Annotated in this window: 17 protein-coding genes; 6 read left to right on the forward strand and 11 right to left on the reverse strand. The window is 61.0% G+C overall.

The genetic code is table 11. From position 1 onward, the window contains the following. Positions 1-7: 7 nt before the first annotated feature. The 5 genes from QMY55_RS19530 to QMY55_RS19550 are packed head-to-tail and all read left to right on the forward strand — an operon-like array spanning position 8 to position 5,282. Entirely contained in the window at positions 8-1,939 is a 1,932-nt protein-coding gene (locus tag QMY55_RS19530) for an iron-containing redox enzyme family protein (RefSeq protein ID WP_283485774.1), read from the forward strand. 23 nt (positions 1,940-1,962) lie between these two features. Next, on the forward strand, positions 1,963-2,892 hold the full coding sequence (locus tag QMY55_RS19535) for a DUF6999 family protein (RefSeq protein ID WP_283485775.1): 930 nt from the start codon (positions 1,963-1,965) through the stop codon (positions 2,890-2,892). Between the two features lie 7 nt (positions 2,893-2,899). Then, positions 2,900-3,544 (forward strand): DMP19 family protein, encoded by a 645-nt coding sequence (locus QMY55_RS19540; protein ID WP_283485776.1) that lies wholly within the window; start codon positions 2,900-2,902, stop codon positions 3,542-3,544. Beyond that, complete coding sequence (locus tag QMY55_RS19545) at positions 3,541-4,119, forward strand: immunity 22 family protein (RefSeq protein ID WP_283485777.1); 579 nt, start codon at positions 3,541-3,543, stop codon at positions 4,117-4,119. The genes QMY55_RS19540 and QMY55_RS19545 overlap by 4 nt, the downstream gene beginning before the upstream one ends. Before the next feature lie 11 nt (positions 4,120-4,130). Continuing rightward, positions 4,131-5,282: a hypothetical protein gene (locus QMY55_RS19550; RefSeq protein ID WP_283485778.1), complete on the forward strand. Its 1,152-nt coding sequence runs from the start codon at positions 4,131-4,133 to the stop codon at positions 5,280-5,282. A 71-nt stretch (positions 5,283-5,353) separates the two neighbouring features. Here the strand turns inward: QMY55_RS19550 and QMY55_RS19555 are convergent, their stop codons facing one another. From QMY55_RS19555 to QMY55_RS19575, 5 genes are all read right to left on the reverse strand, one after another. Beyond that, entirely contained in the window at positions 5,354-7,123 is a 1,770-nt protein-coding gene (locus tag QMY55_RS19555) for a putative bifunctional diguanylate cyclase/phosphodiesterase (RefSeq protein WP_407650545.1), read from the reverse strand. A gap of 236 nt (positions 7,124-7,359) precedes the next feature. Then, positions 7,360-7,971: an SCO family protein gene (locus tag QMY55_RS19560; protein ID WP_283485780.1), complete on the reverse strand. Its 612-nt coding sequence runs from the start codon at positions 7,969-7,971 to the stop codon at positions 7,360-7,362. Between the two features lie 6 nt (positions 7,972-7,977). After that, on the reverse strand, positions 7,978-8,886 hold the full coding sequence (gene cyoE / locus QMY55_RS19565) for a heme o synthase (protein WP_407650712.1): 909 nt from the start codon (positions 8,884-8,886) through the stop codon (positions 7,978-7,980). 97 nt (positions 8,887-8,983) lie between these two features. Next, positions 8,984-9,724 carry a hypothetical protein gene (locus tag QMY55_RS19570; RefSeq protein WP_283485782.1) on the reverse strand — a complete coding sequence of 247 codons (741 nt, stop codon included), beginning with the start codon at positions 9,722-9,724 and terminating at the stop codon, positions 8,984-8,986. Next, a complete protein-coding gene (locus QMY55_RS19575) occupies positions 9,654-10,490 on the reverse strand; it encodes an SURF1 family protein (RefSeq protein ID WP_283485783.1) in 837 nt (278 codons plus the stop codon). Before QMY55_RS19575 ends, QMY55_RS19570 begins: the two co-directional genes overlap by 71 nt. Positions 10,491-10,504: 14 nt before the next feature. Between QMY55_RS19575 and QMY55_RS19580 the strand changes: the two genes are divergently transcribed. Then, the gene (locus QMY55_RS19580; protein ID WP_283485784.1) at positions 10,505-10,735 is read left to right on the forward strand and encodes a twin transmembrane helix small protein; all 231 of its coding nucleotides are present in this window, start codon (positions 10,505-10,507) and stop codon (positions 10,733-10,735) included. Positions 10,736-10,868: 133 nt separating this feature from the next. Here QMY55_RS19580 and QMY55_RS19585 read toward each other — a convergent pair whose 3' ends face one another. The 6 genes from QMY55_RS19585 to coxB all read right to left on the reverse strand — a co-directional run bounded on the left by QMY55_RS19585 (position 10,869) and on the right by coxB (position 16,076). Continuing rightward, positions 10,869-11,750 carry a cytochrome c oxidase subunit 3 gene (locus QMY55_RS19585; protein WP_283485785.1) on the reverse strand — a complete coding sequence of 294 codons (882 nt, stop codon included), beginning with the start codon at positions 11,748-11,750 and terminating at the stop codon, positions 10,869-10,871. Between the two features lie 83 nt (positions 11,751-11,833). After that, a complete protein-coding gene (locus tag QMY55_RS19590; RefSeq protein ID WP_283485786.1) occupies positions 11,834-12,031 on the reverse strand; it encodes a DUF2970 domain-containing protein in 198 nt (65 codons plus the stop codon). Then, the gene (locus QMY55_RS19595; RefSeq protein ID WP_283489019.1) at positions 12,028-12,642 is read right to left on the reverse strand and encodes a cytochrome c oxidase assembly protein; all 615 of its coding nucleotides are present in this window, start codon (positions 12,640-12,642) and stop codon (positions 12,028-12,030) included. Before QMY55_RS19595 ends, QMY55_RS19590 begins: the two co-directional genes overlap by 4 nt. Before the next feature lie 52 nt (positions 12,643-12,694). Beyond that, positions 12,695-12,805, reverse strand: coding sequence for a cytochrome oxidase small assembly protein (locus QMY55_RS19600; RefSeq protein ID WP_283485787.1), 111 nt, complete (start codon positions 12,803-12,805; stop codon positions 12,695-12,697). Positions 12,806-12,818: 13 nt separating this feature from the next. Next, a complete protein-coding gene (ctaD, locus tag QMY55_RS19605) occupies positions 12,819-14,465 on the reverse strand; it encodes a cytochrome c oxidase subunit I (protein WP_283485788.1) in 1,647 nt (548 codons plus the stop codon). A 36-nt stretch (positions 14,466-14,501) separates the two neighbouring features. Further along, positions 14,502-16,076, reverse strand: coding sequence for a cytochrome c oxidase subunit II (coxB, locus tag QMY55_RS19610; RefSeq protein ID WP_283485789.1), 1,575 nt, complete (start codon positions 16,074-16,076; stop codon positions 14,502-14,504). Positions 16,077-16,223 lie beyond the last annotated feature (147 nt).

Below are 16,223 nucleotides of genomic sequence, written 5' to 3' on the forward strand. Positions count from 1 at the left end.
AGGATGTATGCCTGTTGCCTATTCGAACGTCTATCTGCAATCTGCCGGCATGTTTCTGCCCGGCGCTCCGGTCGACAACGCCGGCATGGACGCGTTCGTTGCACCGTTGAACCGCATCTCCGAGCGCATCAAGCGCCGCATCCTGGCCGAGAACGGCATTCAGACGCGCCACTACGCCATCGACGGTGAAGGCCAGACCGTCTTCAGCAACACGCAGATGGCCAAGGGCGCCATCGAGCACACCCTGTCGCTGGCGGGCAAGACACTGGCCGATGTGGGCTATCTGTCCAGCGGTTCCTCAGGCGGCGACGCGCTCATGCCCGGCTTTGCCAGCATGATCCAGGGAGAGATGGCAGCCCCGCCCATGGAGACTCTGTCCGTGCACGGTGTCTGCGCCGCCAGCGTGGGCGCCATGCAGGCCGCTGCCATGGCCGTGGACAGCGGTGCGCATGAGCTGGCCCTGTCCGTGGCCAGCGAGATGCCGTCGCGTCTGTTCAAGCGCTCGCGCTTTGCCACGCAGGGCTATGACACCGACTTTGACGCGCACTTTCTGCGCTGGATGCTTTCGGACGGTGCGGGTGCCGTGCTGCTGGGCGGACCCAAGGCCCTGCCTCAGATGAACGGACTGCGACTAAAGCTCAAGTGGACGCATCAGCGCAGCTTTGCGGGCGACTACCCCGTATGCATGCAGCTGGGCCTGACGGCCGACCGCAGCAAAAGCCATCTGGACTTCCCCGCATGGGCCGATGCCGAAGCCGCTGGCGCCCTGTCCCTGCGCCAGGACATACGCCTGTTGCCGCATCTGTTCGATGTCTGCATTCACGAATACGCCGACCTGGCGCACAAGGGCTGGGTGCCCGAGCGCGGCATTGACCACTTCCTGTGCCATTACTCGTCGGAGCGCTTCATCCCCGTGGTGGACGACTTGCTGCAAAAAGCCCAGCTGGCCATCCCGCGCGAGCGCTGGTGGAGCAATCTGGCATGGCGCGGCAACACGGGCGCAGCGTCGATTTTCATCATGATGTCGGAGTTTCTGCAAAAGCAGGGCAGCCACCTCAAACCCGGCGAAACCGTGCTCTGCTTCATTCCCGAATCAGGCCGCTTCACCGCTGGCTACATGCTATGGGAAGTAGAGCTGGATGCGCCCGTCCAGCAAGCGTCAGCGGCATATTTTCCTCATAAAACCTCGACATCGGACCGCATCGCCAATGACGCTCTGCCCGATGTCTCCACCATTGCCGCGCCGCACGACCCGGACACCGCGCCACAGCAATTGGCTCCGTTGCTGACCGAGCTGGCCAGCATCTGGCAGGACTACCGCTCACGCGTCTGGCGCACGCCGCTGCTGCACCGCATTCGCACGCGCCAGTTGCAGACCGGCGACTATGTGCGCTGGATGAGTCACTGGATTCCCCAGGTACGCGAAGGCAGCCTGTGGATGCGCGAAGGCGCGGCATCGCTGACCGGCGACTATGCACAGCTGGCCTCGCTGATCGACCTGCATGCGGGCGAAGAGCAAAACGACTTCAAGATTCTGCACAGCGACTATCTGACCGCAGGCGGCACGGAAACCGATATCGCCAAGCTGCGCCGCAACCCCGGCGGCGAGGCACTCAACGCCTATCTGCACGGGCTAGCCGCCACGCCCAACCCCATTGGCCTGCTGGGCGCCATCTACATCATCGAAGGCACGGGCCAGCGCATCGTCCCCAGCCTGCTGCCGCTGCTGCGCCAGGCCCTGCCGCTGCCGCCCGAGGCCTTCCGTTTTCTGGAGTACCACGGCGCCAATGATGAAAACCATCTGGAACGCTGGCTCATGGCCGTGCAGATGGCACTGGCGCTGGACAGCGAAGGCACGGCCCAGCAGGCCATACTGCAGACGGCACGCAACACGGCGGCCATGTATCTGATGCAGTTTCAGCATGTGCTGGCCGAGTGAGACGATCAACGCAGGACAAGCAGATGAAGAACGAGTTCAACGACCATGCCTGGGACGAGAGGGATCCCAGCCCCTGGCTGGCCCTCTACCTGGATCAGAGCACGCCCCTGCCCGACGATGTGAAGGCCGCCTGGCTGCGTGACTGCAGCAGCGCATCGCGCCAGTACTTTCTGCCTGCCATGCGCCCGCTGGCACGCCTGTCGATGATCGTGATTCAGGCGCTGAAGATTTTTCTCCCCAAAAGATGGGCGCACTCCATCTTGCTGCACAGGCTGCTGGCCTTTGGCATGAAGAAATTTCTCTCTCCCGAGGCCAACTGGCTGATCATGCGGCACTTCCATCTGGGCTCCCAGGTGCTGCAGTTCGTTGCAGCCAACGCACCTACCAAAGTCAGCACATCACCGCTGACTCCGGTGGAAATCGACGATGTGAAGGACGAGCTGTTTCTCAAACACGACCTCAACCTCTTCAACTTCGTGATCCGCCTGAACAAGGCTCTGCGTGAAAACAATCAGGAGCTGGTTCCCGTCCCTGAGCCCGACTTCTCCATGATCCGCGAGCCGGAGCTGAAGCTGGAAGACATGCCCCATGGCCGCTTCAATGTCATAGACCTGCAAAGCGCCATCGAGCTCTACACCCCCATCTACCAATTGCTGCTGACAGACAACGACTTCTGGCGCGCCAGCAATTCGCTGCAGCTCGACGAGACACTGGCCATCTACTGCGCCAAGATCCTGGCCTCGCCAGAGCATTTGGTACTGCTCAACAACAAGCACCCCATGGTGCCGCTGTCCACGCTGTATGCCGCCTACCGTCTGGTGCTGCATGGCCTGTCCACCGAAATGCTGCACTCCTTGCTAACACGAATGGCCAATGGAGAACACCCTGTCCCGGCGCGCGAGCTGGCCAAGATGCACAAGACAGCCGATGCGGCGGTGGCACAACAGGACTGACACCACCATGTCCAGAATTGACAACCGCATCACCGGCATCCGCTTCGACGATCAGAAACTCTGGCTGATGCTGGCCGATGGCCGTAGCTTCAGCGAGTCCATCAAACGCCATATCCGGCTGGAAAAAGCCACACCCGAACAGCGCCAGCAATGGACGCTGACCGATGACGACCACGGCATCAACTGGCCTCAGCTGTGGCAGCCCTCGGACACAGGCATGGTCAACATCTGGGATATCGAGCAGGACCTGATGTACGAACAGGCACTCCAGGCTCTGCAAGCCGTGCAATGGAATACTGCACGGGTCTCCCAGACACAGCATGAACTGGTGGCCCTGTGGCGCATGGAAGCCGATATCAACAATGGCGGCTTTCTGCAGCTCCTGGGTAACTGGGGTGTGGAAAACTTCCAGGTCACGCTGCGTGCCTTGCAAACCCTTGGAGCAACGCAGACCCATCAGTGCCTGCAGGACATGTTTGCCGTCGTCCGGCGCTTCGAGGATTCGCCCGAGCACACCTCTTTGTCCGATCTGCCGGCCTTGCTGACCGAGGCTGAGCATGAGCGTCTGCAGGAACTGGACGAAGCCTTCTGGGACTATCCCGAGCGCCTGAGCCGGTTGATCGTCATGCACTATGGACAGGCTGCTGCATGAGCCCCAAAAAAAGCGACTCCCTGGCCTTTCGCAAGCTGCTGGTGGATGAGGCCTTGAATCGCACGCCCACAGGTGGCTTCCCCGAGCTGGAAAAGCGCCACCAGCTCCAACCCGGCACCTTGTTTGACTGGGTGGAAGAACTGGGCCCCACACCACCGCCCGCACCTTTTTCCGCCCTGCATTTCTGGATAGGTAACACCGCGCTGGACGAAGCCGATTTCTCGCGGTATTTCAACCATGCCGATGACTACTGGGACAGGGATATCGAGGAAATCGAAGCATCGGACAAGAATCTCACCGGCTGCGGCTTCTGTGAGGATCTGAACAGCGCGTTTCTCTACGATGAAGACCTGCTGCTGGTGATCCACCTGCCAAAGCCCGTCCCTGTCGAAGAGATCGTTGCTCATAGCACTCTGGATAGTGACGAATCGCTGGCTCTGATCGTGCAAGCTTGCATGGCGCGGGGCATCCATCAGGCCAATGTCATGTTCGCCTATGCAGACCCCACCCAGCCCATTCCCGAGCCTGACAAGCTCTATAACGGCCTGCCCTATATCGGCCTGTTTGACGACTGAGGCAAGCTGTAATGAATAGCTTCATCACCCAGTTGCCCCAGCAGTTCCCTGACTTGCACCTCGACCACAAGGATGCAGCGCGCACATTGATCACCAAAGCAGATGTCGATGGCCTCATGGAAGTCGAAATCATGATCCATCACTATGCGCAGGGAGGCTTTTCTGCAACCCGCTACGAAGAAAGCATGGTGTTGGGAGCTGGCGATCTTTCCCACGCCTGGGTCACACTGCGCGATGGTGAGCGCAATGTCATTCACCACGAGGTGATTTGTGCCCCTTCACGGCTGCAACAGCTGATTGCCGAATGGTGCGCAAAACCTGAGCCGGCACCCGCAACGATCAGGCTCAAGCCCGCCCCGGCGGCGCTTGCAAGCAGCTGGGATTCAGCCGTCTCACCCATCATCAAGCAAGACATAGACCCAGCCATGCTGGAAAGTCTGCCCGATGCTTGCGCAGCTGCAGAGCAATTGCGGGTCGACCTGAGCAGCCTTGACCCCATGCGCCTGGTCCAGTCCTGGCCGCGCGATGAACGTGGGCGGCTTGCGGCTCGCACCACCGCCATTCTGGCGGCCTACGGCCCTGCCACCCGCAAACGACAGCCCTGCTTGCTGATTCGCTCTGCAATGCAAAGCAAGATGCCCGGCTGGGAGCTGTTGCTGTCGCAGGAATTTCTCTACAACCAGCGCCACCAGTGGAGTGATTCGCCCTGGCTGTGGACTGCGCAGCCAGCTCCGCCCACAAGCCGGCTGGAACAGCAGGCTCGCAAGCTGATGGCTCAAGGGAAAATTGGCGAAGCCTGTGAGCTGTGCGGTGTGCAGCTCGGCGAAAAAGTGCGCAGGCTGTCCGCAGGCATGGGCTTTCAGCGGTTTGAGCCTGTATCCCAGGCCTGGCCGGACGAGCTGCGCATGGCCTTGCTGCAGCTGGCTCCTTGGCGGTTATCCGCAGGTTTGCAACGCATTCAACAGCACCTTGAACGGAGCAACCGCAAGCCCCCGAAAGCCGGCAGTTGGGAACGCAAGCTGTTCTGGTTTTCCGGCCAGCGCCAGCAAGTCCGCTGGGGCCTGGGTGCCGGGCTGGATGCACAGGGCAAGCCCTGGCTGGACCTGATTGCCACGGCCTCCAACGAACACCTGCCCGAGCCAGACTGGAAAAATCCCGGTTGAGATCGTTCAAGACCTTCACCAGGTCCTCATAAAGTTCAACACCGGTTTGGCCTGCCCCGATGTTTGGCCGCTCAGGCTGCCGCCAGCCATGCCTGCATCTGTTCTGCAGACATGGCGCGCGAGTGCAGCCAGCCCTGAAAGCACTCGCAGCCTATGTCGCGCAGCAGTTGCAACTGATCGGGCTGCTCCACGCCTTCGGCGACCACCTCCAGGTCCAGCGCGTGGACCATATGCACAATGCCGCCCATCAAGCTGTCCCGGCATGGCGAGGGAAAGAGAAATTCTCGCCCCAGCTTGACACGCTGCAGCGGCAGATACTGCAGATAGGCCAGCGATGAGTGGCCGGTACCGAAGTCATCGAGGGCAATCGTCACACCCAGCTGCGCCAGCGCCCCTAGCACCTGGCGCCCCTGGTCGGGGTTGATCATGGCCTGCGACTCGGTGATTTCCAGCTCCAGCCACTGAGGCGGCACATCGTGCCGCTGCAGACAGGTTCGCACCTGCTCCACCAGATTCACCTGTCGCAGCTGATAGGCCGAGAGGTTGACCGCCACGCGCAGCGGCGTGCCGGACTTCAGCCACAGGGCAATCTGCCTGCAGGCCGCATCCAGCACATAGTTGCCCAGAGCCACGATCTGGCCCGAGGCTTCGGCCACCGGAATGAAACGCGCCGGGATGACATTGCCCAGTACCGGGTCATGCCAGCGCAACAAGCCCTCCACGCCCACGATACGTGCCGTCTGTACATCGACTTGCGGCTGGTAATGCAGCTGCAGCCCACCGTAGCTGAGCGCCATGCGCAAGCGCTCTGCCAACAGCACGCGCTCCGCCATCTCCTTACCCATGCACGCTTCGAAAAACACGGCATGCCCCCGGCCCTGGGCCTTGGCGGCATACATGGCCATGTCGGCAAAGCGCATGAGGTCATCTCCCGCCTGCGCATTGTCGGGATACAGCGCAATACCGATGCTGGCTCCGAAATCCAGGGCCAGGCCATCGAGCTTGAACGGCAGCGACAGCGCCGCCAGAATCTGCTCGCTCCAGAAATGCGCGCGGCCTGCATTTTCGCCCACCAGCAGCACCATGAATTCATCACCACCCAGCCGCGCCAGAATGCCCTCGCTGCGCAATTGCGACTTCAGCCGCCGCGCCACTTCACGCAACAGCTGGTCGCCTGCCGCGTGGCCGTAGCCGTCATTGATGGCCTTGAAGTTGTCCAGATCCAGCTGCAACAGGGCCAGGGCATCGCCCCCTTCCTGCGCAATCTTGAGCTGCTCCTGCAGTTCCTGGCCGAACTGCCAGCGGTTATGCAATCCGGTCAGCGTGTCGCGCGTGGCCTGAAACTTCAGGCGCTGCTGCATCTGATTGAGCTCGGTCACATCCCGCACGAAAGCGACGGCCAGGCTGTTGTTCTCATCGCCAAAATGGCCGAGCGCAATATCCACCGGTACCGCACCGCCCTGTTTGCGCTGCAGCCACAGCGATCCACCCATGCCCATGGGACGGCGTGCAGGCTGTGCGAAATAGCTGCTCAGATAGGCGCCATGCGTGGAGCGCGATTCTTCTGGCAGCAGAATGTCGAGCGCCTGGGCTTCCAGCTCATGACGCTCATAGCCCGATATGGCCAGCATGGCGGCATTGGCGGCGACGATGCGTCCGTCCCGGTGCACGAGCAAGATGCCGTCGGGCGCCGCATCCAGGGCGTCACGCTCGCGCGAAGTGAGCAAGGCGCCAGCATCTGCCGGCCATGTGCCAAGGGCCTGTGCCAACCTGCTTTGACATTCAAGCAGTGACGTTGCGGAAATCGGCTCCATCAACGTGGAAAACGGGCACTCGGCCATATGCGCACTCCTAGCAGTCACCGCGGTGTACTGCTTGGCGCACCTTCAAGGCCGTGTCACCCGCCCTCAAACCGCGTCGCTACAGTCATTCCGCCAACGATTCAAGGCGCCCACTATGCGCAGTGACATCGCTGCGGGCTTTGCGCTGGATCAAACAGCAACATGTAACAAGGGGTTTCACTTACGCCGCAACCAAAGACAAAGACTTGCTCACCTCCGGCTGCGACCAAGGTGGCTCAGCTGTTGCCCAGCAGCATCTTCACATCCTGCGTCAGCAATTGCGGACCTGCACCATAGCGTTCATAGACGCGCAAACGGCCCTGAGGATCGTACAGATAGGTGCCTGCCGAATGGTCCAGCGTGTAGGTGCCTTCAATCTTGCCGGGCACCTTCTTGTAGAAGATCTTGAAGTCCTTGGCCACGGCGGCAATTTCGTCTGGCGTGCCATGCAGGCCGACAAAGCTCTCATCGAAATTGGCCAGATAGGCCTTGAGCACCTCGGGCGTGTCGCGCTCGGGGTCCAGGGAAACAAAGATGGGCTGCAGCTTGCCCCCATCAGCGCCCAGAGCCTGTTTGACTTCCAGCAGCTCCTGCAAGGTCGTAGGGCAGACATCGGGGCACTGGGTATAGCCAAAGAACACGGCCACCACCTTGCCGGAGAAATCCTTGAGGCTGCGCTTTTGACCGTTCACATCGGTCAGAGGAAGATCCTTGGCGTAATCAGCGCCCGTCACATCCACGCCCTGAAACTTGGGCTTGCTCTCGTCCTTGCAGGCAGTCAATGCAAAGGCGGCCGTACAGGCCAGTGTTGCAGCGCTCAGAACGCGCAGCGCAGCTCGTTTATCCATGGTCAGTCAGGCTAGGTAGTGATCCACCAGCAAGGCTGCAAACAGCAGGCTCAGGTGAATCAGGGAAAAGCGGAAGGTCTTGCGTGCCAGCGCATCCGAATAGTTGCGCAGCAATGCCCAACCATAACCGCAAAAAACCAACCCCAGAACCACTGCGGCAAAGAGATAGAAATAGCCGCTCATGCCCACGACGAACGGCAGCAGGCAGGCCGCGAACAACACGACGGTATAGAGAAACACCTGCAGCCGCGTGAAGGCATTGCCGTGCGTCACGGGCAGCATGGGCAGGCCCGAGCGGCGATAGTCCTCCACCCGGTACAGCGCAAGCGCCCAGAAGTGCGGCGGCGTCCAGATAAAGATGATGAGAAACAGCAGCCACGCCTCATGCCCGACCTGACCTGTCATGGCGGCCCAGCCCAGCACGGGCGGCATGGCCCCCGATGCCCCGCCGATCACGATGTTCTGCGGCGTCAGCGGCTTGAGCACCAGGGTGTAGATCACCGCATAGCCGATGAAGGTGGCCAGCGTCAGCCACAGCGTCAGCGCATTCACGGCCAGCAGCAGAATGGCCGCCCCCGCCGCACACAGCAGCGCGGAAAACACCAGCGCCTGCCGGTTGGAAAGCTCGCCCCGCGCCGTGGGACGCCAGGCCGTGCGTTTCATGCGCGCGTCGATGCCCCGCTCCACCAAGCAGTTGAAGGCCGCAGCCGCCGCTGCCACCAGCCAGATGCCTGCGCTAGCCACCAGCATCAACGACCAGTCATGCCAACCGGGTACCCCGGGAACGGCCAGCACCATGCCGATGAAAGCGCAGAACACGATGAGCTGCACCACGCGCGGTTTGGTCAGCGCGTAGTACTGCGACCAGCGTGAAGGCTGGGCCATTGCGGCCTGAGGGGTGCTTTCCACATTCATGACATCTGCCTGCATATCACCCTCTCTTTGCTGACTATGGTTTTGCTAGCTGCTGTCGCTTGATGCACAAGCGTTTCAACCTGATTGCACCGCTTTTCTACTGCGCCCGCCCTGCCTCGTCCCATGATGCTGAAGCGCGTAGCAGCCGCTCCAGGTCACGCTTGGCCTTGCCGGCCGAGGCCTTGTCCAGGTCGGCAGGAAAGCGCAGCATCCAGTGCCCCTGCGGGTCCACCACATACAGGTGCTCATCAAGCGCATGCCCGGCTGCGGGCTTGAGCCAATCGCCGATGGCCTTGGCTGGCAGGCGCAGTGCCGTCGCCTGCTGCAGCGCGGGCTGTATGCGCTCGGGAACGGGCTGCTGGTCGTTAATCAGCCAGACCCAGTCCAGCCGATCTTTCTCGCGCCCCAGGGTTTCGCGCAGTTGCCGCTGCAGATAGAGGTTGTCCTGGCAGCGCTGCTCGCATGCCGCGTTGCTGGTGCTGACCAGCAGCCACTGCCCCTTGAGGCTTTGCAGCTCCACGCTGCGGCCGTCCAGCGTCCGGGCCTGGATATCGGGCAAGGCAGGTTGATCGACGATCAGCTCGCCAAAGCTGCGCTGCTGTGTGGGCCGCAGCACGTAGTAGGTGAAATACGAGGCCAGCACCGGCGCCGCACAGACCAGCAGCACGGCCAGCATCTTCCAGCGGCCGCTGCGCGTGCGCTCCTGCCGCACATCGCTGTGCGCAGGGTCCGGCAGGCTGTGCACGGCAAAGCTCAGCGGCTCATCGTCACGGCCGGAGGCTGGCCTCTCCAGCGCGGCGGGGGAGATAGAAGCGTCGGACGAGTTGAAACCAGACATAAAGCAGCACCACCAAAACACTGAGTCCGAACCACTGAAAGGCATAGCCGTAGTGCTTTTGCACGCCGGCATTGATCTGCGGCCAGTCGCGCAGCAAACCTTCGCTGGCTGCGACTGCGCTGGTCTGGACCAGGCTCAGCCCCAGCAGCGGCAAACCGCTTTGCTGCGCCCACTGGGCAATGTCTGCATTCTGTCGGATGCGCGACTTTTGCTCATCAGGGTCTGCCCCGTCTGCGGCTGCCGAAGGCTTGGCTTCCAGCTCCATCAACTTGGAGGGCGGGGCTTCCAGGCGCCCTTCGATGTTCACCACGCCTGCACTGGTCTGCACAGGCGGCAGCAAGGTGCGATCCAGGAAGTTGCGCGGTGCCCAGCCACGCTGCACGATGATGACAACACGTTCGTGCGGCGGCGTCAGCCTAAACGGTGTGAGCACATAGAACCCCACCTTGCCCTGCATCTGACGGTTGTCCAGAAACAGGGTTTGATCGCTCAGCCACTGCCCTTGCAGCTGCACCGGGCGGTGCAGCAAGTCCCGCTGCTGCGCCGTACCTATGCTTTCGGTGACCGGCGGCACCTGGGCCGCCAGCTCGGCGTTGTGCCAGGGAGCCAAGGCCTGCTGGCGCGCCATGGCATCAAATATCTCCTGCTTTTGCGCGGCGCGGCCCAGTTGCCAGAACCCCAGGGACGCCGTGATGGCCGCACATGCAAGCGCTGCCACAGTGATCAGTACAAACCGCCAGAGGTCTGGAATTCGGGAAGAGCGCACCAGATAATCCATCCATGAAATTCGTGATCATTCTCGCCTTTCTGGCGATTCTTGCGAGCCTGGGAAGTGCCCTGTTCTTCATGATGCGCAAACATGATGGTACGGATGACGACGGCCAGCGCAGCAAGAAAATGTTTCGCGCCCTGGCGCTGCGCGTGGCGCTGTCTGTCGCACTTTTCATCTGCATTCTGGTCGCGGCCAAGATGGGCTATATCCAGCCCACAGGCTGGCAGCCGGGCCAGTAGGCATATCCAGCGACATCGTCTCAATCGCTCTCAAAAACAAAGCGCCTTGCGCTTGTCCATTCCTGACTTCAGCATCGGATAACACTGAAGTCCTTGAATGGCAGGCGCAAGGCGCTTTTGATTCGATAGTGGCTTACATCCAGTACACCAGGATGTAGAGGAAGACCCAGACCACGTCCACGAAGTGCCAGTACCAGGCTGCGCCTTCAAAGCCGAAGTGGCTCTTGTCGGTGAAGTCGCCCTTCATCAGGCGGATGGTGATGAAGAACAGCATCAACATGCCCACCAGCACGTGAAAGCCGTGAAAGCCCGTGAGCATGTAGAAGGTGGAGCCGAATACGCCGGAGTTCAGCTTGAGGTTGTATTCGGTATAGAGGTGGTGGTACTCGTAGCCCTGCACGCAGAGGAAGACGAAACCCAGGATCACGGTCATCCACATGAAGCTGATGCAGCGCGCGCGGTTGTTGACCTGCAGCGCATGGTGGGCGATCGTCAGCGTAACGCCCGAAGTCAGCAGCAAGGCCGTGTTGATGGTGGGCAGCCAGAACGGGCCCACGGTCTTGAACGGTTCGACAATGCCTGCGGGCGATGCCGTGGCACCGGCCGCCACACTGGGCCAGACGGCCTGGAAGTTGGGCCAGAGCAGCTCGTTGGACAGGCTGCCCAGCGCCGGCACGGAGTGCACGCGCGCCCACCACAGCGCGGTGAAGAAGGCGCCGAAGAACATCACCTCCGAGAAGATGAACCAGCTCATGCTCCAGCGATAGGAGAGGTCGATCTTGCGGCTGTTGAGCCCGGCCTCGCTCTCGCGCGCCGCATCGCGGAACCAGAAGAACAGTATCGACAGCCACCAGATCAGGCCGAAGAACAGGGAGTACATGCCCCATTCATGGCCGTTGATCCAGGTGCCTGCACCCAGAATCATGAAGAACAGACCGATGGCCGCCATGACGGGATGGCTGGATTCGGCTGGCACATAGTAGTAAGGGGTTGCGCCCTGAGGGGTTGCACTCATCACTCGGCTCCTGACACTGTTGATCGTTGTTCTAACCGACGTTCCACATCACCTGCACTTCGCTGCACCGGGTTCAGCCTAGGCTAAACCACAAGATTGACGACCCATATCAACGCTAATACCAAGGCCACAATCGCCACCAGCCCCACGGCAATCACATGCAGCGGCGTGATGCTGGCGAAGTCCTTTTCATATTCCTTGCCCTTGCGCACACCCAGCATGGCCCAGCACACGGCCACGATGGTGCGCCACATCGTCGGCTTCTTCTCGGTCTGCGTCATGACGCGCCTCCCTCTGGGGAGGCTGGCGCGGCGGCTGTCGCAGGGACGGCCTGTGCCTTTCCACCCACCTCGAAGAAGGTATAGGACAGCGTGATGGTCTTGACGTCCTTGGAGATGCGCGGATCGATATAGAAGACGACGGGCCACTCCCGCTTCTCACCGGGCTCCAGCGTGTACTGCGAGAAGCAGAAGCACTCGAGCTTGTTGAAAAATGCCGTAGCCTGGCGCGGTGCATAGCTGGGAATGGCCTGGGCAGCCATGCGGCGGTTCTGTACGTTCTGGAACTCGTACATCACCGTCGCCATCTCCCCCGGATGTACCTGCATGGAACGCACGGCAGGCTTGAAATCCCAGAGGCTGCGCACATTGGAATCGAACTCCACCGTGATGGTGCGGCTGGTATCGACCTGGGAGTTGGCTGGCAGCTTGGCATTCTTGCCTGCCGAGCCACCGCCGGGCACCTGACGCTCGGACAGGGACAGGATGTTGATGCCCGTGGCCTCGCAGATCTGCTGGTACAGCGGCACCAGCAGGTAGCCGAAGGCGAACATGCCCAGCGCCACGGCTGCGAGCTTGCCCACCGTCTTTGCATTTTCCCTGGCAATACTCAGATGCCTCGCGTGCTTCACATGCCTCTCCTGTCTGCCCCTGTGGCCCGCCGCGTCAATGCAGCCAGGCCATCTTCACCACGAACCCGATCAGAAACACCAGTGCGGTCGAGGCCAGAATCAGGCCCAGTCGCACATTGGCCTTGCGCTGCTCTTGTGTCGTCATCTCAAGCTCCTGCTCAGCCGATCACACGGGTTGCGGTTTCATCGAGCTTGGGAGGGTTCTCGAAGGTATGGAATGGCGCAGGCGATGGCACTTCCCACTCCAGCCCTTCGGCTGCTTCCCAAGGCTTTTGCGGAGCCTTTTCGCCGCGGCCGCGCATGGCAGGCCAGACCACGAAAACGAAGAAGTAGACCTGCATCAGGCCAAAGCCGAAGCCACCGATCGAGGCCACCATGTTGAAGTCGGCAAACTGCATGGGGTAGTCGGCATAGCGGCGTGGCATGCCGGCCAGCCCCAGGAAGTGCATGGGGAAGAAGGTGATGTTGAAGAAGATCAGCGAGCCCCAGAAGTGGATCTTGCCGCGCGTCTCCGAATACATCACGCCCATCCACTTGGGCGACCAGTAGTAGTAGCCGGCAAACATGGAGAACAGCGAACCGGCCACAAGCACGTAGTGGAAATGCGCCACCACGTAGTAGGTGTCCTGCAGCTGGATGTCGATGGGTGCCATCGACAAAATCAGCCCCGTGAAGCCCCCCATGGTGAACACGAAGATGAAGCCCACGGCAAACAGCATGGGCGTTTCAAACGTCATGGAGCCGCGCCACATGGTGGCCGTCCAGTTGAAGACCTTCACCGCCGTCGGCACCGAGATCAGCATGGTCGCGTACATGAAGAACAGCTGGCCCGTGACCGGCATGCCGGTGGTGAACATATGGTGCGCCCACACGATGAAGGACAGGATGGCGATGGCCGCCACCGCGTACACCATGGAGGTATAACCGAACAGCTTCTTGCGGCTGAAGGCCGGCACGATCTGGCTCACGATGCCGAAGGCCGGCAAGATCATGATGTAGACCTCCGGGTGACCGAAGAACCAGAAGATATGCTGGTACATCACGGGGTCACCACCGCCTGCAGGGTTGAAGAAGCTGGTGCCGAAGTGGCGGTCCGTCAGCGTCATGGTGATGGCGCCGGCCAGCACGGGCATCACGGCGATCAGCAGATAGGCGGTGATCAGCCAGGTCCAGGCGAACATGGGCATCTTCATCAGCGTCATGCCGGGAGCGCGCATATTCAGAATGGTCACGATGATGTTGATCGCGCCCATGATGGAGCTGGCACCCATGATGTGCATGGCGAAGATGCTGGTGTCCATGGATGGGCCCATCTGCAGCGTCAGCGGCGCATACAGCGTCCAGCCTGCGGCGGGTGCACCGCCGGGCATGAAGAACGAGCCCACCAGCATGATGCCCGCAGGAATCAGCAGCCAGAAGCTGAAGTTGTTCATGCGCGCGAATGCCATGTCGGAGGCACCGATCTGCAGCGGCAGCATCCAGTTCGCAAAGCCCACGAAGGCCGGCATGATGGCGCCGAACACCATGATCAGCCCGTGCATGGTGGTCAGCTGGTTGAACAGTTCGGGGTTGACGATCTGCAGTCCGGGCTCGAACAGCTCGGCACGAATCAGCATGGCCAGCGCTCCACCCACCATCAGCATGGTGAAGGAGAACAGCAGATACATCGTGCCGATATCCTTGTGGTTGGTGGCAAACAGCCAGCGGCGCCAGCCAGTCGGTGCGGCATGGTGATGGTGATCGTCGTGCCCGTGCTGGTGACTGTGGTCCTCAGGCGTATGGACGGGAGGAAGTACGGCGCTCATATTCGTTCTCCAATCGTTCTTCTGTACCCGGGGCGCTTACTGAGCCGCCACGATGTCAACGCGGCGTGCCTGCTTGTCTGCACCATCGCTGCCTGCGGTAATGGTCTGCGGCTTGCGCAGTTCGATGCGCTCGGACGCAATGCCGCTGTCGCTCAGCAGCTTGGCCACGGCCTTGGCGCGCTCCTTGGCCAGTTCGGCATTCTTGTCGGCACTACCTGTGGCATCCACAAAACCGGACAGGGCAATCTTTCCATCTTTGTGCGCATTCCAGTATTCGGCGGCCTTCTTGACTTCGGCCTGAGCCGCATCATCCAGCGCACTCTTGCCGCTGTCGAAGAACACCTGGAACGGGCCTGCGTCGCTGGCTGCGGCAGGGGCTGCCGCCTCAGGTGCCGCCGGTGCCGGCGTTGCAGCAGGAGCAGCGCTGCCACCGCCTTCAGGGAATTGGCCGCCGCGTGCCGCAACGAATTGCGCAGGCTGCACCAGTTGTCCGGTCTGGTTGCTCCAGTGATTCTTGGCAAAGGTCACCACCGCAGCCAGATCGGTATCGCTGAGCTGTTTCCACGAAGGCATGGCGCCGTTGGCCCGGCCTTCAAGCACGGCATGCATCATGTCGGCCGTGGGGCCCAGCACCACGGCGCTGCCGTCCAGCGGCTTGATGGGGCCCGCGCCCTTGCCATTGGCCTGGTGGCAAGCAGCACAGTTGGCGGCATAGACCTTCTCGCCACGCGCCACCAGATCGGTCAGCACCCAGACCTTGTTCGGGTCATCGGCTTTGGCGGCCACTTTTTTCTGCTCGGCCTCGACCCAGGCGCTGTAATCCTGGCTGGAGAGCACCTTCACATGAATCGGCATATAGGCGTGTTCCTTGCCGCACAGCTCGGCGCACTGCCCGTAGTAGTCACCGGTCTTTTCAGCCTTGAACCAGGTATCGCGCACAAAGCCGGGAATCGCATCCTGCTTGATGCCGAAGGCCGGCACCATGAAGGAGTGAATCACGTCATTGGCCGTGGTGATGACACGCACCTTCTTGCCCACCGGCACCACCAGCGGGTTGTCCACCTTGAACAGATAGTCGACAGGAGCCTGACTCACATCCCCGGAGTTGGACATCTGCCGCTGCGCGGTATCGAGTGTGGAGATATAGCTGAGGCCTGCACCTTCGCCAGTCAGATAGTCATAACCCCATTTCCACTGGTAGCCCGTGGCCTTGATGGTGAGATCGGCGTTGGTCGTGTCCTTTTGCGCAACCAGAACCTTGGTGGCGGGCAAGGCGATCAGCACGACGATGATGAAGGGAATGATGGTCCATGCCACCTCCACCTTGACCGATTCGTGAAAGTTCGCGGCCTGGGCACCTTTGGATTTGCGGTGCATCCAGATCGAATAGAACATCACCCCGAACACACCGATGAAGATCAGCGTACAGATGATGAGCATCATCCAGTGCAGCCCATGCTGCTCCACGGCAATGCGCGTGACAGGCGGATGCAGATTGAGCTGATTGACGGCAGGGCCTCCGGGCAGATCCTGCACGGCATGCGCCATGGAACTACCCCATGCAGCCAAGGCCAAACTCCAGGGAACCAGCTTGGTGGAAATGTTTTTCATCGCTTTCACTCACCCCTCTAAGCCTTAGTTTGTCCACTCGCTCACACCACTCCCGCACCATCTGGCCAGAAGGCTGTGACACTCACACTACCTTGCAAACTGCATCACAGCATGCCTCAGAATTTGATAGCAATGTCTGCGCGCATT

Source organism: Comamonas resistens (assembly GCF_030064165.1).
In the GTDB taxonomy this organism is placed as follows: domain Bacteria; phylum Pseudomonadota; class Gammaproteobacteria; order Burkholderiales; family Burkholderiaceae_C; genus Comamonas; species Comamonas resistens.

Excerpts from the sequence above, each read along its gene's own strand:
- QMY55_RS19530 (WP_283485774.1), top strand. The coding sequence starts at position 8 with ATGCCTGTTGCCTATTCGAACGTCTATCTGCAATCTGCCGGCATGTTT.
- QMY55_RS19535 (WP_283485775.1), top strand. The coding sequence starts at position 1,963 with ATGAAGAACGAGTTCAACGACCATGCCTGGGACGAGAGGGATCCCAGC.
- QMY55_RS19540 (WP_283485776.1), top strand. The coding sequence starts at position 2,900 with ATGTCCAGAATTGACAACCGCATCACCGGCATCCGCTTCGACGATCAG.
- QMY55_RS19545 (WP_283485777.1), top strand. The coding sequence starts at position 3,541 with ATGAGCCCCAAAAAAAGCGACTCCCTGGCCTTTCGCAAGCTGCTGGTG.
- QMY55_RS19550 (WP_283485778.1), top strand. The coding sequence starts at position 4,131 with ATGAATAGCTTCATCACCCAGTTGCCCCAGCAGTTCCCTGACTTGCAC.
- QMY55_RS19555 (WP_407650545.1), bottom strand. The coding sequence starts at position 7,123 with ATGGCCGAGTGCCCGTTTTCCACGTTGATGGAGCCGATTTCCGCAACG.
- QMY55_RS19560 (WP_283485780.1), bottom strand. The coding sequence starts at position 7,971 with ATGGATAAACGAGCTGCGCTGCGCGTTCTGAGCGCTGCAACACTGGCC.
- cyoE (WP_407650712.1), bottom strand. The coding sequence starts at position 8,886 with ATGAATGTGGAAAGCACCCCTCAGGCCGCAATGGCCCAGCCTTCACGC.
- QMY55_RS19570 (WP_283485782.1), bottom strand. The coding sequence starts at position 9,724 with ATGTCTGGTTTCAACTCGTCCGACGCTTCTATCTCCCCCGCCGCGCTG.
- QMY55_RS19580 (WP_283485784.1), top strand. The coding sequence starts at position 10,505 with ATGAAATTCGTGATCATTCTCGCCTTTCTGGCGATTCTTGCGAGCCTG.
- QMY55_RS19585 (WP_283485785.1), bottom strand. The coding sequence starts at position 11,750 with ATGAGTGCAACCCCTCAGGGCGCAACCCCTTACTACTATGTGCCAGCC.
- QMY55_RS19590 (WP_283485786.1), bottom strand. The coding sequence starts at position 12,031 with ATGACGCAGACCGAGAAGAAGCCGACGATGTGGCGCACCATCGTGGCC.
- QMY55_RS19600 (WP_283485787.1), bottom strand. The coding sequence starts at position 12,805 with ATGACGACACAAGAGCAGCGCAAGGCCAATGTGCGACTGGGCCTGATT.
- ctaD (WP_283485788.1), bottom strand. The coding sequence starts at position 14,465 with ATGAGCGCCGTACTTCCTCCCGTCCATACGCCTGAGGACCACAGTCAC.
- coxB (WP_283485789.1), bottom strand. The coding sequence starts at position 16,076 with ATGAAAAACATTTCCACCAAGCTGGTTCCCTGGAGTTTGGCCTTGGCT.